The sequence below is a fragment of the Rhizobium altiplani genome (assembly GCF_001542405.1).
In the GTDB taxonomy this organism is placed as follows: Bacteria; Pseudomonadota; Alphaproteobacteria; order Rhizobiales; family Rhizobiaceae; genus Rhizobium; species Rhizobium altiplani.
On sequence record NZ_LNCD01000042.1, the window covers coordinates 140,702 to 166,557 of the forward strand.

Consider the following 25,856-nt stretch of genomic DNA (forward strand, 5'->3'; position numbering starts at 1 on the left):
CGCAGGTTAGCGGCGGTAGACGAAGCCGAGCTTCCGACCGAGACGCGACGCATAAAACTCGCCGATGATGCCGCGGCGGAAGATCAGCACGCATACCATGAACACGATGCCCGTGATGATCGTCACCGGGAATTCCGATGTTGCAAGGTAGTTTTCCAGCGTGACGACAAGGCCCGCGCCAAACAGCGGACCGATCAGGGTACCAATACCGCCAAGCAGGGTCATCAGGATCACCTCGCCCGACATCTGCCAGGCGACATCGGTCAAGGTCGCGAACTGGAAGACGAGGGATTTTACTGCCCCGGCCAGGCCCGCGAGTGCCGCCGACATCACGAAGGCGCCCAGCTTGTAATGGGCGACGGAATAACCGAGCGATATCGCCCGCTGCTCGTTCTCGCGGATCGATTTCAGGATCATGCCGAACGGCGAATTGATGAAGCGCCAGATAATCAGGACGCCGACGACGAAGACGGCCAGCACGAAATAATACATGTTGGTCGAACTATTGAGATCGAGGACGCCGAACAGCTGACCGCGCGGCACGGACTGGATACCGTCCTCGCCATGCGTGAACGCCGCTTGCAGGCAGAAGAAGAAGAACATTTGCGAGAGGGCAAGCGTAATCATCGCGAAATAAATACCCTGACGGCGGATCGCGAAGAAACCCATGACGAGGCCGAGGATGGCAGCACCTGCGACGCCGACCAGGATGCCGAGTTCCGGCGAAAACCCCCATTCCTTCACGGCATGGGCGGTAAAATAGGCAGCCCCGCCGAAGAAGGTCGCATGACCGAACGACAGCAGGCCGGTATAGCCGAGCAGCAGGTTGAAGGCGCAGGCAAACAGCGCAAAGCACAAGAGCTTCATCAGGAAAATCGGGTAGAAGAAGAACGGCGCCAACAGCAGGAGCAGCAGGCCGATGATCAGGAATGCCGCCTGTACCGATAGCGCGGTGCGGCTTTTTTCCGGACGGATGGTTTCGGTGATTTCTGTCATCGTCAGGCATCCCGGCCGAAGAGGCCCGCGGGCCTGATGAGAAGAACAATTGCCATGATCACGAAGATCACGATGTTGGACGCCTCCGGATAGAAGACCTTGGTCAGGCCTTCCGCGATGCCGAGTACATAACCGGTGATGATCGCGCCCATGATCGAGCCCATGCCACCAACCACGACGACGGCGAACACGACGATGATCATGCTGGAGCCCATCAACGGCGACACCTGATAGATCGGCGCGGCCAGTACACCCGCAAAGGCTGCAAGACCGGCTCCAAGTGCGTAGGTCAATGTCAGGAGAACCGGCACGTTGACGCCGAATGCCTGGACGAGCGTTGCATTCTCGGTGGCGGCCCTGAGATAGGCGCCGAGCTTTGTCTTCTCGATCAGGAGCCAGGTGCCGAGGCAGACCACAAGCGACACGACGACCACCCAGCCGCGATAGATCGGCAGGAACATGAAGCCGAGATTGACGGCGCCGGCCAGCGCAGCGGGTTGCGCGTAGGGTTGGCCGGATGAGCCGTAGAGGTAACGGAAGGTGCCTTCGACCGTCAGGGCAAGACCGAATGTGAAGAGCAGCCCGTAGAGTGGGTCCAGATCATAGAGCCGACGGAGGAACAAGCGTTCGATCACCGCGCCGGCAAATCCGACGATCACGGGGGCAAGGATCAGCGATGGCCAGTAACCTATGCCGGCATAGGCAAGCAGAAGGTAGGCGGCGAAGGCGCCGAGCATGTATTGCGCGCCGTGCGCGAAATTGATGACGCGCAACAGGCCGAAGATGATGGCGAGCCCGAGGCTCAAGAGCGCGTAGAAAGAGCCGTTGATCAGACCGATCAGCAACTGGCCCATGAACGCCTGCAGGGGAATGCCGAAGATCATTGTCATTCAGATCACACTCCCAGAACCTTGTGCAGCGTATCCATCCGCTGGGGCAACTCGCCCACCGGGAACTCCGAAACCATCTGCCCGTGATCCATAAGATAGAAGCGATCGGCGATCCGGCTAGCGAAACGGAAATTCTGCTCGACAAGCAGGATCGTCATGCCCCGCTCCTTCAATTGCCTCAGCACTTCGCCGATGCGCTGGACGATGACGGGCGCCAGCCCCTCCGTGGGTTCGTCGAGCAGGAGCATGCGAACACCGGTGCGCAAGATGCGGGCGATTGCCAGCATTTGCTGTTCACCGCCCGACAGCTTCGTGCCCGCACTGTTGCGGCGCTCGTAAAGGTTCGGAAACAGCTCGAAGATCTCCTCGACCGTCATGCCGCCCGAGGCAACGACTGGCGGCAGCATCAGATTCTCGGACACCGTCAACGTCGAGAATATGCCGCGCTCCTCCGGCACGAAGCCGATACCGCGATGCGCCGTCTTGTGTAACGGCACCTGCATCATGTCCTTACCTGCGAATGTCAGCTTGCCTTTGCGGCTGCGGACGATGCCGGTGATGGTGCGCAGCGTCGTCGTCTTTCCGACGCCGTTGCGGCCAAGAATGGTGACTGTCTCACCCTCGCCGACCCGCATGTCGACACCGTGCAGGATGTGGCTTTCGCCATACCAGGCGTTGAGCCCCTGGACGTCCAGAAGTGTCGCCATCAGCCCTCCTCCGAGCCCATGTAGGCCTGGCGAACCCGCTCATCGGCGCTGACGGTGGCATAGTCGCCTTCGGCAAGGATTTCGCCACGCTGCAGCACGGTCACATGCTGGCAGATGTTGGCGACGACGGACAGATTGTGCTCGACCATCAGGACGGCGCGGTCGCGCGCCACCTCGCGGATCAGAGCGGAGACGACGCCGACATCCTCGTGCCCCATGCCGGCCATCGGTTCGTCGAGAAGGAGCACTCTTGGGTCTAGTGCCAAGGTCGTTGCGATCTCAAGGACACGCTTGCGGCCATAGGAAAGATCGGCGGCGATGGCGTTGCGCTCCTTGAAGAGGCCGACCTTCGCAAGCAGTTGTTCGGCGCGATCGTTCAATGCGTCGAGTGCTGATAATGGGCGCCAGAATTGCTTTGACAGCTTGTTGGGCCGTTGCAGCGCCACCCGCACATTGTCGAGAACGCTGAGATGTGGAAACACGGCCGAGATCTGGAATGATCGCACCAACCCCATGCGCGCCACCTTGTCGGGTGCCGTTCTGGTGATATCAGTCCCCATCAGCGTGATGGTGCCCGATGTCGGCTGCAGGAACTTCGTCAGCAGGTTGAATACCGTCGTCTTTCCCGCGCCGTTGGGGCCGATCAGGGCATGCACGCTGGCGTCATGGACGTCGAGATCAACATTCTTGACGGCAGTGAAGCCGCCGAAGTCACGACGCAGGCCGCGAGCGGAAAGGACCACCCGCGGCATAGCGTTCGATTGGGTCGCGGAAACCGCCATCGCCTAGTTCACCAGGGCGCAGCCGCTCTTGGCGGGATCGATATAGGCTTCCTTGCCCGGAATGGTCGCGAGAACGTTGAAGTAGTCCCACGGTTCCTTGCTGTCGGCCGGCTTCTTGACCTGCAGCAGGTACATGTCGTGGATCATGCGGCCATTCGGGCCGACGGTGCCACCGCGAGCGAAGACGTCGTCGACGGGCAGTTCGTGCAGCTGCTTGGCAACGGCCTCGGTGTCGTCTGTGCCGGCCTTGTCGATCGCCTTGAGATACTGGAGCACGGCCGAATAGGTACCGGCGTGGATCATGTTCGGCATCTTGCCGGTGCGGGCGAAGAACTTCTTGCCGAATTCGCGGCTCTTGTCGTCGAGGTTCCAGTAATAGCCTTCCGTCAGCGTCAGGCCTTGCGCTGCCTCGAGCCCCAGGCCGTGAACTTCGGCCAGCGTGAAGAGCAGTGCCGCCAGATGCTGCCCACCCTGAGTGATGCCGAACTCGGCAGCCTGCTTGATGGCGTTGGACGTATCAAGGCCGGCATTGGCAAGGCCGATCACCTTGGCGCCGGAGGATTGTGCCTGCAGCAGGAAGGACGAGAAATCCTGGTTCGACAGGGGATGGCGGACAGAACCGACGACCTTGCCGCCGGCGGACTTGACGAAATCGCTCGTCTGCTGCTCCAGGGAGTAGCCGAATGCGTAGTCGGCCGTCAGGAAGAACCAGCTGTCGCCGCCTTGCTTGACGAGCGCACCGCCGGTGCCGACGGCAAGCGCATGCGTGTCATAGGCCCAGTGGAAGCCGTAGGGCGAGCAGGCCTTCCCGGTGAGATCCGTGGTCGCGGCCCCGGTGACGATGTTGATCTTCTTCTTTTCCTTCGCGATCGCCTGAACCGCGAGCGCCACTGACGAGGTGGTCAATTCCATGATCGCGTCCACTTGCTCCGTGTCGTACCACTGGCGGGCAATGTTGGAGGCGATGTCAGGCTTGTTCTGGTGGTCGGCGTCGACAATCTCCACCGGCACGCCAAGCACCTTGCCGCCGAAATCCTCGACCGCCATCTTGGCCGCCTCGACGGAGGACTTGCCGCCGAAATCAGCGTAGACGCCGGACTGGTCATTCAGGATGCCGATCTTCACCTTGCCGTCGGATGCACCATCGGCAAGCACGGCAGTGCTGCTTGCAAGCAGGAATGCCAGCGACGCAATGAGATTCTTTCGCATATGTCTCTCCTCCCAGAGATTGGCCAGAATGCGGATCTGTTCAAATTTGGCCAGCCGCCCTCCTCAAGACCGCCAGCGCGTGCCCCACGATCATGGAATTGCACCAATCAGGCAAGGCCGCTTTACAACTAATTCCAAACAGTATCTGTTCGTTTTTGAACAGAACTATTGGTCTGTCGCGGTTCCCCAATGAATGCAGATCGTTAGGGCGCTTTCGTTGGAACCTAGGGCGGAAGACGACGAGGTGCAGGCTGGGGCGCATTAGACGAAAGACCAATATCGAACGGCTGGATGATGCGAAGGCCGATTGGGGATCCGAATGAACAATCCGCCGCAATTTACCTGGGATGACCTGCAGTTCTTTCTCGCGGTTGCCCGCACCGGACAGCTGTCGACTGCGGCGCGGCAATTGCGCACCAGCCACGCCACCGTGTCGCGCCGCATCGACCGGCTGGAGTTTGCGCTCAAGGTCAAGCTCTTCGAACGCAACCCTCGCGGCTATGTGATGACGGCGATGGGCGCCCGCTTCGTCGAAACCGCCGAGAAGATGGAGCAGGAGACCGAACGGTTGCGCGCCGATCTCACCGACGGCGCAACGACCCAACGCGGCGTGGTACGCCTCAGTGCCCCCGAGGGCTTCTCCAATTTCTTCTTCGCGCGTGTGCTGCCGCAGTTCGTCGCAAGGCATCCGAATTTGTCGCTCGAACTTGTGACAATCCAGCAGATCATGTCGCTGTCGCGCAAGGAGGCCGATATCACCGTCGTTCTCGATGAGCCGAAGGGCGGACCGTATTTCTCCGACAAGCTCACCGACTACCACCTTCAGGTCTATGGCTCGCGGGACTATCTCTACCGAAGCGCGCCTATCACCTGCCGGGACGACCTCCTGCAGCACCCGTTCATCAGCTACATAGAGGAAATGATCTTCGCCCCTGGCCTCGACTATCTTGGCGACGTGCATCCGCGCATCAAGCCGCAGTTCCAGAGCTCGAGCATCTTTGCGCAGCTGACGGCGACCAGAAACGGTCTCGGGCTTTGCGTGCTTCCCTATTTCTTCGCAAGTCGCTACCCCGAACTCGAGCGGGTTCTGCCTGAAGAGGTCGATCTCAGGCGGCACTACTGGATCACCTGCCATCGCGATCTTCGCCAGTCGCCGCGGGTGCGGGCGGTCATCGACTTCCTGCGCGAGGCGGTGACCGGCGAGGATGTCAGGTTCATCCCGCCCTGGGTGAAGCGATAAGGCGCCACCGAGCAGCGTTCTTGGCGAGTTGACCCGTTCGACGGCCGGGTCTATGCCCGAAGGATGTTGGTGCCAGCAGGTAAATGAGGAGAAGTGACCATGCAGCATACCCGCGAGATCTTTGATTGGGCCGATCCGTTTCGCCTTGTCGAGCAGCTGACCGACGAGGAGCGCATGGTGCAGGAGACGGCGCAGGCTTATGCACAGGACAAGCTGGCGCCGCGCGTGCTCGAAGCCTTCCGTCACGAGAAGACCGATCCGGAGATCTTTCGCGAAATGGGCGAACTCGGACTGCTCGGGCCGACGATCGCGCCGGAATATGGTGGCGCCGGCCTGGGCTACGTCGCTTACGGTCTGATTGCCCGCGAGGTCGAGCGCGTCGACAGCGGCTACCGCTCGATGATGAGCGTGCAGTCGTCCCTCGTCATGGTGCCGATCGACGCCTTCGGCTCCGAGGCGCAGAAGCAGAAGTACCTCCCGAAGCTTGCGACCGGTGAGTGGATCGGCTGTTTTGGCCTCACCGAACCCAACCACGGCTCAGATCCGGGCTCGATGGTGACGCGGGCGAAAAAGGTTGATAGCGGCTACAGCCTGACCGGCGCCAAGACCTGGATTTCCAATGCCCCGATCGCCGACGTATTTGTCGTCTGGGCCAAGACCGAAGACGGCGTCATACGCGGCTTCATCCTCGAGAAGGGCTGGAAGGGCCTGTCGGCGCCGGCGATCCACGGCAAGGTCGGCCTGCGCGCCTCGATCACCGGCGAGGTGGTGATGGATGAGGTGTTCGTACCGGAGGAGAACCTGCTGCCCAACGTCTCGGGCCTCAAGGGTCCGTTCACCTGCCTGAACTCGGCCCGCTTCGGCATTGCCTGGGGGGCGCTCGGCGCTGCCGAGGACTGCTATGCCAAGGCACGTCAATATGTGCTCGACCGCAAGCAGTTCGGCCGGCCGTTGGCTGCCAACCAGCTCATCCAGAAGAAGCTCGCCGACATGGTGACCGAAATCGCGCTCGGCCTGCAGGGCTGCATCCGGCTCGGCCGCATGAAGGAGGACGGGCACCCGCCCGTGGAACTGACCTCCATCGTCAAGCGCAATTCCTGTGGCAAGGCCCTCGACATCGCAAGGCTGGCGCGCGACATGCTCGGCGGCAATGGCATTTCGGACGAGTTCGGCATTGCCCGCCATCTCGTCAACCTCGAGGTGGTCAACACCTATGAGGGGACCCACGACGTCCACGCCCTTATCCTCGGCCGCGCCGTCACGGGCATTGCCGCCTTCGCCAATTGACACACCTAAACCATCGCGCAAATTGAAAGCTGCGCGACAATGTGCAAGCTTCCCATGACCGCGCTTAAATTGTGCGCGGCATGGGGGATTGCACATGCTTTTGCTTCTTGCATTTCTGATTGGAATTATCGCGGGTCTCAGGGCCATGACGGCGCCAGCCGCCGTTGCCTGGGCGGCTGCTCTCGGCTGGTTTGACGTTTCGCAGACGCCGCTTGCCTTCATGGGATACCGTTGGGCCCCGTGGATACTCACCCTGCTCGCTGTGGTCGAGCTGATCACCGACCAGCTGCCCTCGACCCCGTCCCGCAAGGTTCCGATGCAATTTGCCGCCCGCTTGATCATGGGCGGGCTGGCGGGCGCCACGATCGGTGTTACCGGCGTCTCACTCGTTGGCGGGCTGATTGCGGGCGTCGTTGGCGCAGCGATTGGCACGTTCGGTGGAGCGGCGGCTCGTGGTAAACTCGCCGCCGCCTTCGGCAAGGATACACCGGCAGCGCTGATCGAGGATGCGGTTGCGATCATCGGCGCGCTCATCATCGTGGGAGCAGTGTAATGCCTAGTTTCGACGCCATCGTCATCGGGGCCGGCCAATCCGGTCCCTTCCTCGCCGCGCGCATGGTCGCCAATGGCATGAAGGTGGCGTTGATCGAACGCAAGTTCCTGGGCGGTACCTGTGTCAATGCCGGCTGCATGCCCACCAAGACGCTGGTGGCAAGTGCCCGTGCCGCCCACATGGCGCGGCGCGGCGCGGACTTCGGGGTGGTGCTTCCAGGTGGCGTGGGTATCGACATGACTGTCGTGCGCAAGCGTGCTGAAACCGTGACGATGAACGCCCGCAACGGCCTGATCAACTGGTTCGCCGGAATGGACGGCATGACCGTCATCTATGGGCATGCCCGCTTCCAGGACGCCCATAGCGTGACCGTCAACGGCGAGATCCTGACGGCCCCAAAGATCTTCCTGAATGTCGGCGCGCGGCCGACCATTCCCGATATGCCCGGGGTTGGCGGCATTGACTACCTGACAAGCACCTCGATCATCCATCTCGACCGTCTTCCGAGGCACCTTGCTGTCATCGGCGGCAGCTATATCGGGCTTGAGTTCGCGCAGATGTATCGCCGGTTCGGGGCTGAGGTGACGGTGATCGAACGCGGGCCGAAGCTTGCCTCGCGTGAGGATGCCGACGTTTCAGACGCGATCGCTGACATCCTGCGCTCGGAAGACATTGCCGTACACACGGATGCCGACGGGATCGGATTTGCCAAGACGGCCAACGGCATCAGCGTCAGTATCGGCAATGGTCAGCCGGCCATTGAGGCGAGCCACGTGCTGGTTGCCACCGGGCGCACGCCGAACACCGACGACCTCGGTCTTGACAAGGCAGGCGTCGCCACCGACCGGCGCGGTTACATCACCGTTGACGACAAGCTTGCCACCAATGTCGAGGGGATCTTCGCGCTCGGCGATTGCAATGGCCGAGGCGCCTTCACCCACACATCCTACAATGACTTCGAGATCGCTGCCGCGAACCTTCTCGACGGCGAGGATCGCAAGGTCAGCGATCGCATTCCTGCTTATGCGCTCTATATCGACCCGCCGCTCGGCCGCGTCGGGATGACCGAGAAGGAAGCACGGGCCTCCGGCCGCACCATCATGATCTCCACACGGCCGATGAGCCGTGTCGGCCGCGCCAACGAGCGCGCCGAGACCAAGGGCTTCATGAAGGTGATCGCCGATGCCGAAACGCAGCAGATCCTGGGTGCTGCAATCCTCGGGATCGAAGGTGACGAGGCGATCCACGGTTTCATCGACGCGATGAATGCCAAGGCGCCCTATCCGGTGCTGAAATGGGCGGTGCCGATCCATCCAACCGTGTCAGAACTCATTCCGACATTGCTCGGGGATCTGAAGGCGGTCTAGCAAATCGCCACGGTGGCCGGTCTGGGGTGAGCGCCGCAATCCATGATCTCTCGCCCGGTCAAAATCTTCGGTTACGTCGTCGCGGAGGCTTTTTGGAGTGAGGTGCGCCACTCGATATCCCTCATGACCACAGTGGGCGGACGCCCGGGCAATGCGGGCAACACCGTCCCCTGCCCGTGATCGCCTCAGGCCGCCGCGACCAGATGCCGATCGCCGATGTCCGTCAGCTGATTGTAGACCGGCTGGTATCCGAGCGGCCGGATCGGGCTTTTGATCTCGCGCGCCGCTGCGTCATAAAGCCGGCGCTCTCGGCGTGGATCCGGAACCGGCACGGCGCTGAGCAGCTGGCGGGTATAGCTGTGCCGCGGGTTTTCGAAGATCTGCCGGCGGGTTCCCACTTCCACGAACTGGCCCATATACATCACCGCCACGCGGTGACTGATCTGTTCGACCACGGCCATGTCGTGGGAGATGAACAGATAGGCGATACCGGTCTCGTTCTGGATATCCTGCAGTAGATCAAGAACCTGCGCCTGGATCGATACGTCGAGCGCCGAGACGCTTTCGTCCGCGATGATGACCTTCGGTGACAGCGACAAGGCGCGCGCGATCGAGATGCGCTGGCGCTGGCCGCCGGAAAATTCGTGCGGATAGCGGTTGATCTGATCCGGCGACAGACCAACCCGGCGAAACAAGTACTCCACCCGGTCCTTGAGCTCGGACCCCTTGGCAAGGCCATGGATTACCAACGGCTCGGCCACGAGATCGCCAACGCGATAGCGCGGATCGAGCGAGGCATAGGGATCCTGGAACACCATCTGCACGTCGCGGAGGATCGGCTTCATCGCCCGGCGACCGAGTCCGCTCGTCTCCTGTCCCTTAACCCGGATCGAGCCTGTCCACGGGATCAGGTTCATCAGCGCCTTGCCGGTCGTCGACTTGCCGCAGCCGCTTTCGCCGACCAGCGAGAGTGTCTCGCCCTTCGCGATCTCGAAGCTCAGGCCCTCGACCGCATGGACGCGGCTCACCGGACGCTGGAGAATACCGCCCTTGATGTCGAAGCGGACGGTGAGATCCCTCACCTCCACCAGCGGTCCGTCGGTCCGTGCCGCAGCCTCCGTGGCGGCAGAAGCGGGAACCGCTGCGATCGGTTTTGCACGCTTCGGCGTGTCGATGCCGTGCATTTCCCCGAGCGTTGGAACCGCCTCGAGCAGCATCTGCGTGTAGGGCGCGCCCGGTTTTTCGAAGATGTCGCGCACGGTGCCGTATTCCACGGCTTTGCCATTCTTCATCACCAGGACATGGTCGGCCATTTCCGCGACGACGCCCATGTCGTGGGTGATCATGATCACCGCCGTTCCATGCTCCTTCTGCAGGTGGCGGATCAGGCTCAGGATTTGCGCCTGCACCGTTACGTCAAGCGCCGTGGTCGGTTCGTCGGCGATCAGGATATCGGGGCCTTGCGACAGCGCGATCGCGATCATCACACGTTGACGCATGCCGCCTGAAAGTTCATGCGGGTATTGACTTAACCGCCGTGCCGCGTCTGAAATCTGCACTTGCTCGAGAAGCCGAAGGGCCTCGGCCATGGCTTCGGCATGGCTCATCGGCCGTTGCGCCGTGATCGCTTCGACGAGCTGGCGCCCGATCGTCAGCACCGGATTGAGCGAGGTCATCGGCTCCTGGAAGATCATTCCGATTTCCTTGCCGCGTAGCTTGCGCAATCCCTCGTCGTCGAGCGCGAAGACATCACGGCCCTTGAACAGCGCCAGGCCGGAAGCGACCCGGGCCATCGGCTTCGGCAGCAGCTGGATCAGCGACAGTGCCGTCATCGATTTGCCGGAACCGCTTTCGCCGGCGATGCACAGCGTTTCGCCGCGCATGAGATCGAAACTCAGGCCGTCGACGACGGTCTTCGCGCCCATGGGGGTCGCCACCTGTGTCACGAGATCGCGAACAGAAAGTAGTGGTTCGGAGGATGTCTTGTGCGTCGTCGTCATGGCTTGCGATCAATAAGGGTGAAAGAAGCGGAGCCGCGTTTCAAACGCGGCTCCGCATGGCCTATTCGAACACGATCCGCGGGAAGTAGAACGACACGACCCAGTTCGGCATGTCGACGATTTCGCTGATGCGCAGGTCGCCGCAGACCGAGCAGAGCATATAGGCGTCGTCGGCGGAGAGGTTGTAAAGCTTGCCGAGCAGATCGACCATGTTGGAAACGGCGGCCTTGGCCCCATCCATCAGGTCCGCTCCGATCCCGGTCGTCACCTCGTAGCCCTTGGCGTCGAGATGACGGGTCACCGGGCCGGGCGTGGTGAAGCGTGGCATGGACAGCTTGGCGTCCTTGACGAGATCCAGCGTCACCGTGAGGTTCATCTGGCTTTCGATCGCCGTGCCGCAAACCTCGCCATCGCCCTGTGCCGCATGCGTGTCGCCGATCGAAAACAGGCCGCCAGCGACTTCAACCGGCAGGTAAAGCACAGAGCCGGAGGACAGGTCCCTGATGTCGAGATTGCCCCCCACCCGCCGCGGCGGAACAACCGAATGACGCCCTTCTTCCGCCAGCGCCAGCCCGATCGTGCCGGCGAACGGTTTCAACGGCACGCGGCCGTTCTTGCCGAACATAGCCGGCTCCATGCTGACGGGATCGTATTTCCACACAGTCAGGGCCGGGCTGGTGAACTGATCCGCCAGAAGTCCGAAACCCGGAATGATCCCCGTCCAGCCGAAACCGGAAGGCTCGAACTCGTGGATGGTGATCTTGACCGCGTCCCCGGGCTCGGCCCCGTCGATATAGACGGGACCGGTGACCGGATTGACCTTCGAGAAATCCAGCGTCGCGACATCGGCCGCGGTGCTGTTGGCATTGAAGTGCCCGCTGCCGCTATCCATGCATTCGAAGCGGATTGTCGAGCCCGGCGCGACTTTCTCGACGGGCGGGATCGAACGATCCCACCCGAAGTGATGATGCGCGCCGTGGATGGTGTAGTTACAGTTATTGCACATCTTTGGCGTAAACCTGCTCGTAGTTGATGGGGATGTGGACCGGATCGACGAAAATCGCGTCCGGACCACCGAGCCGCTCGGAGCGGATGGTGAACCGCTGCTCGTTGAACACAGGTGCCCACGGGGCATCCTTCATGATGTCGAGGAAGATCGACCGCCAGGCTTCCTCGCGCTCAGCCTTCTTGGCCGGATCGGTGATCGAATCGGCCGCGGTTGCGCGCTCTTCCAGTGCCTTGTTGCAGTAGTAGGACCAGTTCCAACCACCCTTGACCGCGCCCGAGCAGCCGAGGATCGGGCCGTAGAAGTTGGACGGATCCGGGAAGTCGGCGATCCAGGCCATGCCGCCCGACCAGATCATCGGTGCCTGGTCCGGCTCACCGCCGGCGGCAATGACATTGGCCTGGGCCAGCGATTTGATTTCAGCCTTGATGCCGATGGCGGCGAGATCCTGTTGGATCGCCTGGGCGATGCGAGGCTGCGGGTCGGTGTTGTAGACGTAGAGTTCGGTTTCGAATCCGTCCGCCAGACCGGCGTCCGCCAAAAGCTTCTTGGCGCCCTCCACGTCGTACTTGTAGCCTTCGTAGTCCTTGGCGAAGCCCGGCATGGTCGGCGGCAGAGGCTGGTTCGCCGGAACGGCACGGCCGTTGATGATGCGGATGATGCGATCCTTGTTGATCGCCATGTTGACGGCCTGACGCACCTTGACGTTGTCGAAGGGCTTCATCGTCGTCTTCATGGTGACGTAGCCGGTGTGCAGCTGACCGCCCTCGACAATCAGCTTGGCATAGGTCGGGTCGTTCTTCACCTCGAGGAACTTCGCCGGCGGAATGCCGTCGCCGGCGACGTCGACCTCGCCTTTCTGCAGGCGCAGGAGTGCCACAACCGGCTCCTGGCCAACCTCAAAAGTGATCTGGTCGAGCTTCGGAAGGCCAGCGTTCCAGTAATCCTTGTTGCGCTCGAACACGAGCTTCTGGCCGAGCGTCCACTCGCCCAGCTTGAACGCGCCCGTACCGACCGGATGCTTGCCGAAATCGGCACCCCATTTTTCGACTTCTTCCTTCGGGACGACAAAGGAGAAGTTGATCGCCATGACGTGCAGGAAGGTGGCGTCCGGACGGGTCAGTTCGAACTTGATCGTGTAGGGATCAACGACAGTGACGCCCTCCAGCGACTTGGCCGAACCGTCGGCCATCTTGTCGAAGCCCTTGATCGAGCCAAAGAAGCCGGCGCCGGGGCTCTGGGTCGCCGGGTTTGTGACGCGGTCCAGCGAGTATTTCACGTCCTCGGCAGTCATTTCGCGGCCGTTGTGGAACTTCACGCCCTTGCGCAGCTTGAAGGTGAAGGTCTTGCCGTCGTCGGAGATGGTGTAGTCCTCGGCGAGATCTTTCCGAAGTGTGGAAGTGCCGGGTTCGTAGTCCATGAGACCGTCGAACAGGCTCTTGATCATCGACCAGTTCTGCCAGTCATAGCCGATGGCCGGATCGAGCGTCGACACGTCGTCCTTGTAGGTCACGACCATCTGGCCGCCCTGCTTGATGTCATCGGCGTGTACCGCCGTCATGCCCGCTGCGGCAATGGCAAAGAACGCCACGCCTGCAAGAAGTGTCTTACGCATTTGCAATTCTCCTCTGGTTTTTTTGTACCTGTTCACGTTATCCGCCGACGATCGTCAGCGAAGCTTGATGCGCGGATCGATCATCGGGGCGATGAGGTCCGCCATGAGATTGCCGACGACGATGGCCAGGGCCGAGACCAGCGTGACTCCCATGATGATCGGAATGTCCACCCGCTGGATCGCCTGCCAGGCAAGCTGGCCGATACCGGGCCACCCGAATACGCTTTCGACCACGACGATGCCCGACATGAACATGCCGATGTCGATGCCGATCATCGCGATTACCGGCAGAATGGCATTCGGCAGCGCGTGGCGGAAAATCACCGTGGCGCGGCCAAGCCCCTTGGAATGAGCCGTGCGGATGAAATCCTGGCGCAGCACGTCGATCATCGAGGAACGCATCATGCGCGCATACCAGCCCGCTCCCAGCACTCCGAGAGTAAGTGAGGGCAGCACAAGATGCGCGAAGGTGCCGTAGCCGCCGATCGGAAACCAGCCGAGCTGCACGGAAAAAACGTAGAGCATCAGGATGCCGATAACGAATTGCGGCGCCGAAACGCCGACGAAGGAAAGGAGCATCAGCCCGTTGTCGAGCCCCGAGCCACGGCGCAGCGCCGAGACGAGACCCATGGCGATGCCGAGAATGAGTTCGCAGGTGATCGCCCCTGCCATCAGAAGCAGGCTTGCCGGCAGGCGCGAGGCGATCAGCTCTACCACCTCGGTTTTCTGCAGGTAGGAGCGGCCGAAATCGCCGTGCAGCAGTCCGGTCGCATAGCGCAGATACTGCTGGTAGAATGGCAGGTTGAGCCCGAGCTGCTGACGGATGCTCTCCACTGTCTCGGCCGTCGCGCTGCGCCCGGCGATCTGGCGGGCCGGATCGGCCGGCAAAAGGTAAAGCAGCACGAAGGTGACCAGACTGATGCCGACCAGAATGAGCGCCGATTGCAGCAGGCGGCGGGCGATGTAAGAGATCATCAGTGGTGCCCCTGCTGAGTCGGGTCGAGGATGTCGCGCAGGGCATCGCCGACGAGATTGAACGCGAGCGCGAGCAAGATGATCGCAAAACCCGGAATGAAGACGAGCCAGGGCGCGCTGGTGAAATAGGTCTGGTTCTCGAAGATGATGTTGCCCCAGGAGGCCGTCGGCGGCTGGACGCCGATGCCGAGGTAGCTGAGCGTCGCCTCGAGCAGCACCGTCGTTGCAATGCCGAGCGTCGCATAGACGACGATGGTCGATACCAGATGCGGGAAAATGTGGCGGGTGAGGATGCGGAAAGTCCCTGCTCCGAGCGCCCGTTCAGCCTCCACGAAATCCCGCTCGGCAAGCGAACGCGTTTCCGTGTAGAGCACGCGGGCGATCTGCACCCAGTTGACCATGGCGATCACCATGGCAACGATCAGGAGGCTCGGGCGGAAGATCGCCGCAAGCACGATGGCAAGCAACAGCGCCGGAAATGCCATCATCAGATCGGTGAAACGCATCAGCACAGTACTCACCCAGCCCTTGAAATAGCCGGCAGTGATACCGACCGCCGAGCCGATGAGGACGGAGACGCCGTTGGCGATGACGCCAATGATCAGCGAGGTTCGCGCGCCGTAGATGATGCGGCTCAGTAGATCGCGGCCGACCAGATCGGTGCCGAACCAGAACTGCACGTTCGGCGCGAGCGGCGCGCCCTCGAGCGTTAGTCCTTCGAAGAACTGTTCATCCGGATTGTAAGGAACGATCCATGGCGCAAACACTGCGGCGAAAACGATCAGCGCAATGACGATCAGCCCGAAAACGGCAAGTTTGCGCTTCAGGAGGCGGCGAAAGACGCCGGGTGTCGGAGCGACAGGGACGGAGATGGCGACATCAGCCACGGCGCTTGCCCTCGTTCAACCCGGTTTTCTCCAGAATGATTTGAGCGACCTCGTCGATCGTTCGGCGTTCGTCCATCGCGCGGCGGCGAAGCAAGGCATAGGCGGCGTCGGCCGGCAGCCGCTCCCGCACCATCAGGATCGCGGTGGCCTCGGCAAGGTTTTCCCGGTTCGCCAGACGTTCGGAGAGCGTTGCGACTTCGCTTGAGAGCGACTTGCGGCGCTTAAACGCATGCGTGGCAATGACCAGCGCGCTATAGACGCCCGAGCTGCCGATCGGCTTCAGCAGCTGCGCGTCGGCGCCGTGGCTGACGGCCCAGGTGATCCGTCCCGGCGCTTCGCTGCCGATCAGGGCGATCGTTGGAATGGGCGCCTCGCCGGCGCTCCAGGGAAACTGCTCATCATAGCCCATGTCTGCGTCGAACATCAGCACGTCGAAATCCTGAAACGACTGTTCGGCCGCAAGCTCCGGCCAGACGGTCACGGCGCTGACGCCGATGCGCGCGAACTGGCGTTCCAGCGCCTCGGTATTGGCGTGTTGGCGGTGCAGGATCAGCGCTCTTAGGCCTTCGAAGGAAGGCGTCATGAAGCCATTGTTCATTAGACGAGTCTCAGCTGTGGTCGGGACGGCGTCGTCGCGGTTTCGATTGCGGGAACGGCAAGCGCCGAGCGGATGAGAAAGGGATCCGGTGCGATCGCGTCGCGTCCTTGCCGGACGATATCATAACGGCCGCCGGCAGTCGCCCGAGCGACATGCGCGACCACGTGAATGTGGTTGTTGGCCGGGTCGATCCGCAACGGGCCGAAGGGCGTTTCGACCGCGCGTGCCTTGACCGCTTCGAGCACATCGAGTGCCGCCGCTTCGCCTGCGGCCTCGATCCCGGCAGCGATCAGCAGAACCGCCGAATAGGCCTGCGCGAAGAAGGCCGAAATGCCGGCGGCGCGAGCGTCTTTTGGAAGTCCCGCGAGAAAGCGCGCGTTTTCCTGCGTCTCCAGCGTTTCGAAATATGTCGCCGTGGTGTAGTGCCCTTCGGCCGCAGGCATGATCTTGACGATCTCGTTCTCACCGAGATTGCAGCTCAGCACCGGGCGACGGCCCGGCGCGAAATCGCCGTCGCGCTCGCCGAGCGCGCGATAGGCGCGCAGGAAAGCGTAGGATGAGGGTCCGATCAGCGAATTGAGGATGAAATCCGGCTTTTTGCGGTGAATTTCATCGATGATACGGTCGATATCGGCGTCGCCGAGCGGAACGTGCCGTTCGCCGAGGACCTCGCCACCGGAACGCAGGATCACATCACGAGCAATTCGGCAGGTCTCCCAGCCCCAAATGTAGTTTGAGCCAAGGAGGAAACCCCGGCGGCCGAAGGCAGGAAGGGCGAATTCCAGAAGCGGCAGAATGTGTTGATTGGCGCAGGCACCGACATAGACAACATTCTCGTTCGCCTCGAACCCCTCGTAGACGCAGGGGTACCAGAGGAGTGCCTGCGTCTTTTCCAGGACCGGGATGACCTCTTTGCGGCTCCAGGATGTCGTGCAGCCGACAATATGTCGGACCTCGCCACCGCTCACCAGCTCGGCGGCAAGCGCAGCATAGCGATCGGTATTTCCCTTCGGATCGGCAACACTGGCCTCAAGCCGGAACGGCAGGCCAGTGCGCGCATTGACTGCGGCGATCCCAGCCATCGTGCCAGCGTAGCCCTGCTCACCCAGATCCGCGTAGGGACCGGAGCGGGAAAACAATACGCCGACCTGAACAACCGTCCGAGTGTCCAAAAAGCACCTATGAACGAAAAAACCCCACGCGGGATGTCATCCCGGTGAGGCCGAACCGCCTGATTTTTTTCGATGTTCGGAATTGATAGCGCCCTTTATATAGGGCCGTCAAGTATAGGCGAAGCAAGGATTGAAGTGACGACAACCATTCTGAGAGCCAGAAACTGTGCTTCTGGTCCGATATGCCGCTGATAGCCTCGGCGCATTTCGGCGTCATCTCTTGACCCGCCGCCCAAAACGACGAAATCAATCATGAAACCGGGCTGGAAAAGAGCCGCCCCGGCGCGTTTCCAAGCGAGCGACGATCCGATATCGTTGGGACCGAGGTCCTGCGGGAGCCCCCTCAGTTGATCGATGTCTTGGTTCACGTTTACCCTGCGGCCAAGGCGCATAGTCGCTCACGGCGCGAACGCCATAGAGGAGAACGATCGTCATGAATTGCCATGCCTCGCTTGTCGATCGACCGATTTGCAGCCCCGGAAGATATCCACTCCGGCAAAGCCGCGCTCGAGCAAGATCTTCACGCGGTGTCAGACGGATGCCGGCTTCATGAACCAGAAAGCGCCCCAACCGGGATCTCATGTTCCCGTCCTGCAAAGCCTTGCCGATTTTCATCCGCTGAGCGCCGCTGAAACGAAGGTCGTGGCACATCTGCAGTTGGGAGACTTCGACCGATTGGGCGACGGTCTGCGGCCGGAACAGGAAGATCCCGAGCGGACGGTGCGGGCGGACCTGTTGCGCTATCTCATCCTTGGCGACGGTGCCTATCGTTTGCATGAGAAAGGGTTGAGGCTGAGCGGAGCCTGGATCATTGGCATTCTCGACCTGGAGGGGTGCCGGATACCGCGCGACATCGGTCTCAAGGATTGTCACTTCGACGCCTCGCCGGTGCTGCGCTCGGCGGTTATCGATAATCTGTTCCTGGACGGTTCGGCCCTGCCCGGGTTGCAGGCCGACAGGTTGGAGGCACGGGGAGTCCTTTCGCTTCGCGGCGCAATAGTAACCGGGGAAATACGCCTTCCCGGCGCGCGGATTGGCGGTAGCATTGAGGCTGATGGTGTTTCGATCACTTCGCCCGGCGATATGGCTTTCGACGCCGAGGCATTGGAAACACGCGGTGGCATCCTGTTGCGTGGCGCCAATGTGCGTGGCGGCATCAATCTTTCGGCGGCGCGCCTGGGGGGCGACGTCAATGCGGTCGGCGCACAGATCGAACGCCCGGGCGAAGTCGCATTGAACGCAGACGCGATCGTGGCAGGGGGCGACCTTGCCTTGCGTGGGGCGACCATCGTCGGCGAAACGCGCCTTCTCGGTGCCCGCTTCGGAGGTGACGTCAATTGCACCTCCGCATCACTTTCGCAGCCGGACGGCAATGCGCTGCGGCTCAATCGCGCCATCATCGACGGCGCATTCTTCCTGCGACAAGGTGCATCCGTCGAGGGTGCGCTCGACCTCACTGCGACGACGATCGGCGCTATAGATGACGATCAGAGCAGCTGGCCCAAGACTGGCGACCTGCTTTTGAACCGCTGCCGGTACGGTGCTTTCATTGGAGGACCAGCCGATGCGGCAAGCCGGCTCGACTGGCTATCGCGCCAGACACCGGAGCGGTGGAACGCGGACTTCTGGCCGCAGCCCTACGAGCATCTGTCAATGGTATTGCGGGAAATGGGCCATGACGAGGATGCCCGTACGGTCTTGATCGCCAAGGAGCGACTGCAGCGGCGTGCGCGCCGAGCGCGTGCCAAAAATCCGATCTTGCGGGCAAGCCTGGCGATTGTCGACGGTGTGCTTGCCGTCACCCTTCGTTACGGGCGGCAGCCTCTGCTGGTGCTGGTCTGGCTGATGCTCTTCTGGGCGATCGGCACGGGTGTCTTCGCATTCGCCTATCGCGACGGTGCAATGAAACCGAACAATCCCATCGTTCTGCGTTCCCCCGAATGGACGATGTGTGATCTCCCGCAAACCGAAATCCGCTATATGCCATCAACCGGACAGGACCTGGCTGGACGTGCCGCGGTCGGGGAGGACCAGCTCACTTGCTTCCGCAATCAGCCGGAAGCGGCCAGCTACCCGGAGTTCAATGCGCCAATGTACTCGCTGGATGTACTCCTGCCGGTAGCGTCCATCGGTCAAAGGGAATACTGGCGACCCGATTCGATGAAACCAAACGGCACGTTCTCCTTGAGATATTTTTTCTTCCAGTCCGTCATCGGCTGGGCCCTCAGCCTTCTGGCTGTCGCTGGTTTCTCCGGTCTGGTGAAATCACACTAAAATAGCCGGACGCGCTCGCTATCAAGGCTGAAGATGCGTGAGTTCCTCACCAAGCTGTCGCAACGGCAGCACCTCGATTTCGTTGTTGAGAGGATAGGCCTCGGACCCTGGGTAAACAACGATGCGGCGATCGGGCTTCAGTTCCAGGCAGGCGTTATGAAAGCCGCGTTCCACTTTCGGAGTGAGACTTCGCTTGATCTCGATTGCCCAACGGCGCCCGCCGGGCAGAGTGACAATGAGGTCGACCTCGGCGCCGGCAGCGGTACGATAGAAGTTCGCATGTGCGCCCACTGGTATAGCGGCATGAAGCGTTTCGATCACGAATCCTTCCCAACTGGCGCCGGCGATCGGGTGCCCGAGAATATCCTCGAGCGTTGTCAATCCAAGGAGACTGTGGAGCAGCCCGGAGTCGCGAACGTATACACGCGGCGACTTTACCAGGCGTTTGCCCGCATTGTTGTGCCAGGGTTCGAGCCGACGCACCAGAAGCAGATCCACCATGAGATCGAGATAGGAAGCAACGGTCTTTCCGTCGACGCCGAGTGCGCGGGCGAAGTCTGCCGCATTGAGAAGGCCGGATTGATGGTGCGCGAGCATTGTCCAGAATCGGCGTAGCGTTTCGGCAGCAATCCTTGGTCCAAGAAGCGGAATGTCCCGTTCCAGGTACGTTCGAATGAAATCAAGGCGCCACCGCTGGCTAACAGCATCTGTCCGGGCCAGAAGACTGTCAGGAAACCCACCCCGGTTCCACAGCGTGTTGAGCTCAGTCGCGTGGACCTCGAGGCCGTCAATTGGGGCAAGCTCCAAATATGCTATCCGTCCAGCCAGGCTCTCGCCGGACTGTTTCAGGAGATCGATCGAGGCCGAGCCGAGCAAAAGGAAACGCCCGCTGCGCAATCCCTTTCGCCGCCCCTTGTCGATTAGTCCACGAAGAGCCTGGAAGAGGTCCGGAACACGGTGGACCTCGTCGAGAATAACCAGTTTATCCTCGTGACCGGAAAGGTAGAGCTCAGGCTCGGAGAGCTTGGCTCGATCGGCGTCCGACTCCAGATCGAGATAGATCGACGGCCGCTGTTCGCCTATTTCCAATGCGAGCGTTGTCTTTCCTACCTGTCGAGGTCCCAGCAAAGCGACGGCCGGATTGGAATCGATGAGCTCAATGAGTTCTAATGTTTTTCGCCTGGGGATCATCCTTGCAATTATGGAGTTCAGATCCAGAAATGCAAGGTTAAATATCGAATGGGCAGGGAGACGTGCGATTCAGCGCCCTAGGCAAGCGACAGCACGTTAACGATCTCAAGTCGTGAAGTGGCGCCAGAGCGAGTCAAATCCGGGGGGCGCGCGTCCGCTGCGCCGGGTTGCAAGGTTGTAGCAGCTCGACCCCTGCTGCACCGACCGATGGCGTGATTGCTTCTCCGCCTCAGTGAGAGGACGCGATCTTCCAAATGTTCCGCTTTCAAGAACTATAGTGCTCTCTCGGCAGAGAATCCCGAAGTTCAGCTTTCCTAAAGAGTTGGGATTTTCAATCCGCGGCCGCCGCAGCCGGAGGTTTGCTGTCTGGGTCGACCCGATCGACACCAAAAAGCTTACGCTTGACCGCCTCCCTGACCGTTTGAACGTATATATAGAGGAGTGGGATTATCAGGAGGCCGAGGACCGATCCGACCACCAGGCCGCCGAGAACCGTCGTGCCGATTGCCTGCCTGCTGCCTGCTCCCGCACCTGTAGCCACGACCAGCGGCACCACGCCAAGCACCGATGCCATCGCAGTCATCAGCACCGGCCTGAAGCGCTGTGACGTGCCATCGGTCGCCGCTTCCATGATGCTCAGCCCTTCCTCCCGGCGCTTCTTGGCGAACTCCACGATGAGAATCGCATTTTTGGCGGCCAGTCCGACCAGCAGCAGCAGGCCAATTTGGGCGTAGATGTTGAGGTCGATACCACCAATCAGAAGGCTGCCCAACGCTCCCAGAACGGCCACCGTCACGGACAGCATCACTGCAAGCGGGACGCTCCAACTTTCATATTGGGCAACGAGGAAGAGGTAGGTGAAAAGGATCCCTGCAATCAGGATGATTGTTGTTTGGTTACCGGCCTGCTTCTCCTGAAGCGCCATGCCCGTCCATTCGTATCCGAAGCCGGGTGGCAGCTTTTGCGCAGCGAGTGTCTCCATGGCGTCGAGCGCGGCGCCTGTACTCGTTCCCGCGGCAGCCTGTCCGTTGATCGCCGCGGACGGGAAAAGATTGTAGCGGCTGATGGAGTTGGGTCCGTAGACGGTAGAAATGGAAAGCAGTCCCTGTAGCGGAATAAGGCTCCCCGACTGGCTTCGCACTCTCAGCCGTTGAATGTCCTCGATGCGGGTTCGAAAACTTGGTTCGTCCTGAAGGCGAACCTGGTATACGCGCGAAAAAATGTTGAAGTCGTCAACATATGACGATCCCAGGTGGGCTTGCAGCGTGTTGAAGATCGTGGCGGGCGAAACCCCGTAAAGCTCCGTGCGCTTCCTGTCGATATCGAGATAGACCTCGGGAACGTCGGCGGAAAAAGTACTGAAGACACTGGTCAATGTCTTCGTCTGGTTTGCTGCGATAATCAGGCCCCTCATGACTTCAGCGAGCTCCGCCTGGCTTTGTCCGGCCCGCGCCCGAAGTCGGAAGTCAAAACCCCCCGTCGTCCCGAGACCGGGAATTGCAGGCGGATTAAACGGCACGACCGAGGCGGTCGAAATCGCGGCAAACTCCGCGCGCAATCGGTCCATGAGAGCAAAGACGCTTTGATCGGCTCCCCGTTCATTCCAGGGCTTCAGCGCGGAAATGATCATTCCGGAATTGGAGCCGCCGCCACCAACCATGCTTGCGCCGGCAATTCCGATCGTATTTGCAACGCCCGGCGTGCGTTGAAGCACGGAACTGACGGCCGCAATTGTCTGCTGCGTGCGTTCGAGCGAAGCGGCGTTCGGCAATTGCACATTCATGAAGAGATAGCCCTGGTCTTCCGAAGGAACAAAGCCGGTCGGAAGGATGCGATAGAAACCGTATGTACCGCCCACGATGACAGCAAAAACCAGCGCGCTGAGGGCAAGCTTGCGGGCAAAGAGATCGAGCAACCGCAGATAAAACCGCCGTGAAGCATCCAGTCCCTGGTTCACCTTGACAAAAAACCGCGAGCGGCTCTCGGGGGTGGGGCGGAGCATCAGAACGCAAATTGCCGGACTGAACGTCAGCGCGTTGATTGTCGAGAAAGTGATTGTGACCAGGATGGTGACCGCAAATTGCCGATAGAGCTCACCGGTTATTCCGGCGAGAAAGGCGACTGGCACGAAGAGGGCGGCCAGCACCAGTGTGGTGGCGACAATCGGGCCGGTGACCTGGTCCATTGTGCGCAGTGTCGCCTCGCGGACGTCGACGCCGGTTTCGCTCATGATGCGCTGGACGTTTTCCACGACGATAATCGCGTCGTCGACGACCAGAGTGACGGCAAGTATCATGGCGAACAGCGTGATTGTATTCGCTGAATACCCCAGCACGTAAAGCACGGCAAAGCCGCCTATCAGCGAAACGGGAATCGTCAACGTGGGAATGATCGTTGCACGCCAGTCCTGCAGAAAAAGGAAGACGACCGCCACGACAAGCACAAAGGTGATTGCCAGCGTAATGAAAATTTCCTCGATGGTTTGGCGAACGAAAGTGGTCGTGTCGAAAACGACCGTATATGCGACGTCGTCAGGAAACTGCTTCGACAATGTTTGCAGTTCCGCAAGGACCGCGGCTGACACGGCGAGCGCATTTGCATCTGGAGATTGATAAACGACAACCGTGGCACTCGGTTGCCCGTTCAGGGTTGAGGCCGTGTCGTATGATTGCGCTCCGAGTTCCACCCGGGCGACGTCGCGAAGACGGACGATCGCTCCGTCTCTGTTGGTGCGGACGATTATGTTGCCGAACTCTGTTGCATCCGCAAGCCGTCCCTGGGCCTGAACCGTCAATTGCAATTGCTGGCCCGTCGGCGATGGAGGAGATCCTAGCTGGCCGGCGGATGCCTGCGCGTTCTGGCCCTGGATGGCGGCGGTCAAGTCGGATGCCGTCACCCCAAGCGCCTGCATCCGATCGGGGTTCATCCATACGCGCATGCTGTAGACGGGACCAAATACGCTGGCTTCCCCGACGCCCGGCAGGCGTGCGATCGCATCTCGGATATTGATCGTCGCGTAGTTGCTGATGAAGACGTCGTCCTTGGTCCCCTTTGGGGAATAGACCGCAAAACCGAGAAGCATGCTCGAGGAACGACTTCTTACCGAGACGCCTGTTTGGGAGACCGCAGCAGGAAGGCGTGGTGTCGCCATTGCGACGCGATTTTGTACGTTGACTTGGGCAATCGCCGGGTCTGTCCCTGCCGCAAATGTGACCGTCAGACTATAGCTGCCGTTGTTGGTGCTCGAAGACGACATGTAGAGCATGTCCTCGACACCATTCACCTGATCTTCGATCAGTGCTCCCACACTGTCAGTCATGACACTGGCACTCGCGCCCGGATAACTTGCCGTCACCTGGACTTCGGGCGGGGTGATCTGCGGAAACTGCGCGACGGGTATCTGAAGGAGGGAGACGAGTCCTGCGATGATCATGACGATCGCAATAACCATCGCGAACCTTGGCCGGGCAATGAACGGCGCGGATATATTCATTGCGGCGTACCGGATGGTGATAGGACGGGAGTGGCAGAGGTCACGTTGTTGTCACCAGGAGATATCTGAGTGACGGTCACAGCCAAGCCCTCGGAGACATTCTGCAGGCCTTCGACGATCAGCTTCTCGCCGCCTTTCAAGCCGTCGTCCACCTCCCAGTTTGCACCCACTTGTTGGGAGACCTTTATGCGTCGAAGCGTGACCTCGTTCTTTTCATCGACGAGCAGGACAAACTTGCCCTCGCGATCCTGCTGGACTGCTCCGAGCGGCACAACCGGGCGCAGCGTCTTTTCCCTTTCCGAAATTATCACCGTTACGAACTGGCCCGGGGTGAGCAGGAGCTCCGGATTGGGAAACAGCGCTCGAATTGCCAGCGTTCCCGTTGATTCGTCGATCTCGTTTCCGAAAAACTCGATCTTGCCGGGTTCCTTGTACTGCTGACCGTTGGATAGTCGCAGGGTAGGCTCATACCGCTTTGCAAGATCGTCCTTGCTGGCACCTCCGGCAGCCGCACGCAGTTCAAGGATCGATCGGTCGCTGACAGAGAATACAACCCGGATCGGATCCAGCTCGACAATGCGAGCCAGTGTCACCGAACTGCCGCTGACGAAGCTGCCGACCGACAACTCGGCCGCCCCTATGCGCCCCTTGATCGGTGCGGTTATCCGGGTGTAGCTGAGATTAAGTTCGGCTTGGCCCACGCGCGCCTGCGCCGACATCACGGAAGCCTGAGAGGTTTCGACCGCGGCCTGGCTTTCTTCCAGTGTTGCACGCGATACGGTCTGTGTGGTCAGTGACTGATTTCTGGCAAGTCGACGCTGGGCGTCAGCGAGCGTCGCCTGCGCACTCGCAAGGGCAGCCTTGGCATCTGACAGGGATATTTCCAGGGATCGAGGATCGATAAGGAAAAGGTCCTGATCCTTTTGGACGACCTGGCCTTCGTCGAAAAGGCGTTTGTCCAGGAACCCTTCGATCCGCGATCGAATATCGACGGCATTAACCGCTTCCACGCGCGCGACGAATTCGTGCTTGGGCGAAACATCTTCCACCGGAACGCTGATAACGCCAACCGATGGGGCAGTCTGCGCCACTGCAGCTTGAGGCGCGGCCATCCAGGCTGCAAGCACGATCAACAGGCAGGCTGGCGGAACACGACATGACAGTTTCATCGACCAGTCTCCAGCAGAACCGAGATGGCTTCTTCAACTCCAGGCACTTAAAAGTAGGTATCAGATCGACCGCAATTCACAAATGCTACCGTTAGTCGCTGAAATCGGCAAGCCCCGGGGGCATCCAGGCGTGGAACGTTGATGACGAGCTGACGACGATGTCGTCGACAACAAGCCCTTCACGCATCCCGACTGGACCGATAAGCGGCCATGGGCCAAGGGCGACGGCAGTTTCGGCAATCCAACGGCATCCAGCAGCAGAGAAGGGTGCGGATCAGCGCACAGGACAGGATGATCGCGAACAGGAGATGACAAGCCCCGGCATGCGGGCTCCGGCACGCGGGCTCCTGCACGCAGGCAGAGAGCCGTGCGAGGTTTCCTTCATTGAACCAGAGCAGAAAGTGCTGCGATCCGGCTTTGCCGGCGGCATCGGCAAGCCTCCATC

At 60.8% G+C, this 25,856-nt stretch carries 20 protein-coding genes; 5 read left to right on the forward strand and 15 right to left on the reverse strand.

The genetic code is table 11. The features are described from left to right. Positions 1-6 precede the first annotated feature (6 nt). From AS026_RS09230 to AS026_RS09250, 5 genes are read right to left on the reverse strand one after another with little or no spacing between them, the layout of a single operon-like run. The gene (locus AS026_RS09230) at positions 7-996 is read right to left on the reverse strand and encodes a branched-chain amino acid ABC transporter permease (RefSeq protein ID WP_062369487.1); all 990 of its coding nucleotides are present in this window, start codon (positions 994-996) and stop codon (positions 7-9) included. 2 nt (positions 997-998) lie between these two features. Further along, entirely contained in the window at positions 999-1,886 is an 888-nt protein-coding gene (locus AS026_RS09235; protein WP_062369488.1) for a branched-chain amino acid ABC transporter permease, read from the reverse strand. A gap of 5 nt (positions 1,887-1,891) precedes the next feature. Further along, positions 1,892-2,593, reverse strand: a complete 702-nt coding sequence (locus tag AS026_RS09240; protein WP_062369489.1) for an ABC transporter ATP-binding protein — start codon at positions 2,591-2,593, stop codon at positions 1,892-1,894. Beyond that, on the reverse strand, positions 2,593-3,375 hold the full coding sequence (locus AS026_RS09245) for an ABC transporter ATP-binding protein (protein WP_062369490.1): 783 nt from the start codon (positions 3,373-3,375) through the stop codon (positions 2,593-2,595). The genes AS026_RS09240 and AS026_RS09245 overlap by 1 nt, the downstream gene beginning before the upstream one ends. A 3-nt stretch (positions 3,376-3,378) precedes the next feature. After that, complete coding sequence (locus AS026_RS09250; protein WP_018855463.1) at positions 3,379-4,584, reverse strand: ABC transporter substrate-binding protein; 1,206 nt, start codon at positions 4,582-4,584, stop codon at positions 3,379-3,381. A 319-nt stretch (positions 4,585-4,903) separates the two neighbouring features. On the opposite strand from AS026_RS09250, the gene AS026_RS09255 reads away from it, so the two are divergent. The 4 genes from AS026_RS09255 to AS026_RS09270 all read left to right on the forward strand — a co-directional run bounded on the left by AS026_RS09255 (position 4,904) and on the right by AS026_RS09270 (position 9,031). Next, positions 4,904-5,824: a LysR family transcriptional regulator gene (locus AS026_RS09255; protein ID WP_062369491.1), complete on the forward strand. Its 921-nt coding sequence runs from the start codon at positions 4,904-4,906 to the stop codon at positions 5,822-5,824. A 99-nt stretch (positions 5,825-5,923) separates the two neighbouring features. Continuing rightward, positions 5,924-7,111 (forward strand): acyl-CoA dehydrogenase, encoded by a 1,188-nt coding sequence (locus AS026_RS09260; protein ID WP_062369492.1) that lies wholly within the window; start codon positions 5,924-5,926, stop codon positions 7,109-7,111. 94 nt (positions 7,112-7,205) lie between these two features. Further along, the gene (locus AS026_RS09265) at positions 7,206-7,664 is read left to right on the forward strand and encodes a hypothetical protein (protein WP_062369493.1); all 459 of its coding nucleotides are present in this window, start codon (positions 7,206-7,208) and stop codon (positions 7,662-7,664) included. Continuing rightward, positions 7,664-9,031: an FAD-containing oxidoreductase gene (locus tag AS026_RS09270; RefSeq protein ID WP_062369494.1), complete on the forward strand. Its 1,368-nt coding sequence runs from the start codon at positions 7,664-7,666 to the stop codon at positions 9,029-9,031. The genes AS026_RS09265 and AS026_RS09270 overlap by 1 nt, the downstream gene beginning before the upstream one ends. Positions 9,032-9,216: 185 nt before the next feature. Here AS026_RS09270 and AS026_RS09275 read toward each other — a convergent pair whose 3' ends face one another. The 7 genes from AS026_RS09275 to AS026_RS09305 form a co-directional block, all read right to left on the reverse strand. Continuing rightward, positions 9,217-11,031, reverse strand: coding sequence for an ABC transporter ATP-binding protein (locus AS026_RS09275; protein WP_062369495.1), 1,815 nt, complete (start codon positions 11,029-11,031; stop codon positions 9,217-9,219). Between the two features lie 61 nt (positions 11,032-11,092). Next, positions 11,093-12,037, reverse strand: a complete 945-nt coding sequence (locus AS026_RS09280; RefSeq protein WP_062369496.1) for an acetamidase/formamidase family protein — start codon at positions 12,035-12,037, stop codon at positions 11,093-11,095. Continuing rightward, positions 12,027-13,652: an ABC transporter substrate-binding protein gene (locus AS026_RS09285; RefSeq protein ID WP_062369497.1), complete on the reverse strand. Its 1,626-nt coding sequence runs from the start codon at positions 13,650-13,652 to the stop codon at positions 12,027-12,029. The genes AS026_RS09280 and AS026_RS09285 overlap by 11 nt, the downstream gene beginning before the upstream one ends. Before the next feature lie 54 nt (positions 13,653-13,706). Next, a complete protein-coding gene (locus AS026_RS09290; RefSeq protein WP_062369498.1) occupies positions 13,707-14,627 on the reverse strand; it encodes an ABC transporter permease in 921 nt (306 codons plus the stop codon). Beyond that, a complete protein-coding gene (locus AS026_RS09295) occupies positions 14,627-15,514 on the reverse strand; it encodes an ABC transporter permease (protein WP_062369499.1) in 888 nt (295 codons plus the stop codon). Before AS026_RS09295 ends, AS026_RS09290 begins: the two co-directional genes overlap by 1 nt. Beyond that, the gene (locus AS026_RS09300) at positions 15,507-16,112 is read right to left on the reverse strand and encodes an ANTAR domain-containing response regulator (RefSeq protein WP_062369500.1); all 606 of its coding nucleotides are present in this window, start codon (positions 16,110-16,112) and stop codon (positions 15,507-15,509) included. The genes AS026_RS09295 and AS026_RS09300 overlap by 8 nt, the downstream gene beginning before the upstream one ends. Then, positions 16,112-17,284 carry a transporter substrate-binding protein gene (locus AS026_RS09305; RefSeq protein WP_062369501.1) on the reverse strand — a complete coding sequence of 391 codons (1,173 nt, stop codon included), beginning with the start codon at positions 17,282-17,284 and terminating at the stop codon, positions 16,112-16,114. The genes AS026_RS09300 and AS026_RS09305 overlap by 1 nt, the downstream gene beginning before the upstream one ends. 549 nt (positions 17,285-17,833) lie before the next feature. Here AS026_RS09305 and AS026_RS09315 point away from each other — a divergent pair. Beyond that, positions 17,834-19,558 carry a hypothetical protein gene (locus AS026_RS09315; protein WP_062369538.1) on the forward strand — a complete coding sequence of 575 codons (1,725 nt, stop codon included), beginning with the start codon at positions 17,834-17,836 and terminating at the stop codon, positions 19,556-19,558. A 21-nt stretch (positions 19,559-19,579) separates the two neighbouring features. On the opposite strand, the gene AS026_RS09320 is transcribed toward AS026_RS09315, so the two are convergent. From AS026_RS09320 to AS026_RS09330, 3 genes are all read right to left on the reverse strand, one after another. Next, positions 19,580-20,749, reverse strand: a complete 1,170-nt coding sequence (locus AS026_RS09320; protein ID WP_062369503.1) for an ATP-binding protein — start codon at positions 20,747-20,749, stop codon at positions 19,580-19,582. A gap of 331 nt (positions 20,750-21,080) precedes the next feature. Continuing rightward, complete coding sequence (locus tag AS026_RS09325; protein ID WP_062369504.1) at positions 21,081-24,242, reverse strand: efflux RND transporter permease subunit; 3,162 nt, start codon at positions 24,240-24,242, stop codon at positions 21,081-21,083. After that, positions 24,239-25,411: an efflux RND transporter periplasmic adaptor subunit gene (locus AS026_RS09330; RefSeq protein WP_062369505.1), complete on the reverse strand. Its 1,173-nt coding sequence runs from the start codon at positions 25,409-25,411 to the stop codon at positions 24,239-24,241. The genes AS026_RS09325 and AS026_RS09330 overlap by 4 nt, the downstream gene beginning before the upstream one ends. Between the last annotated feature and the right edge of the window lie 445 nt (positions 25,412-25,856).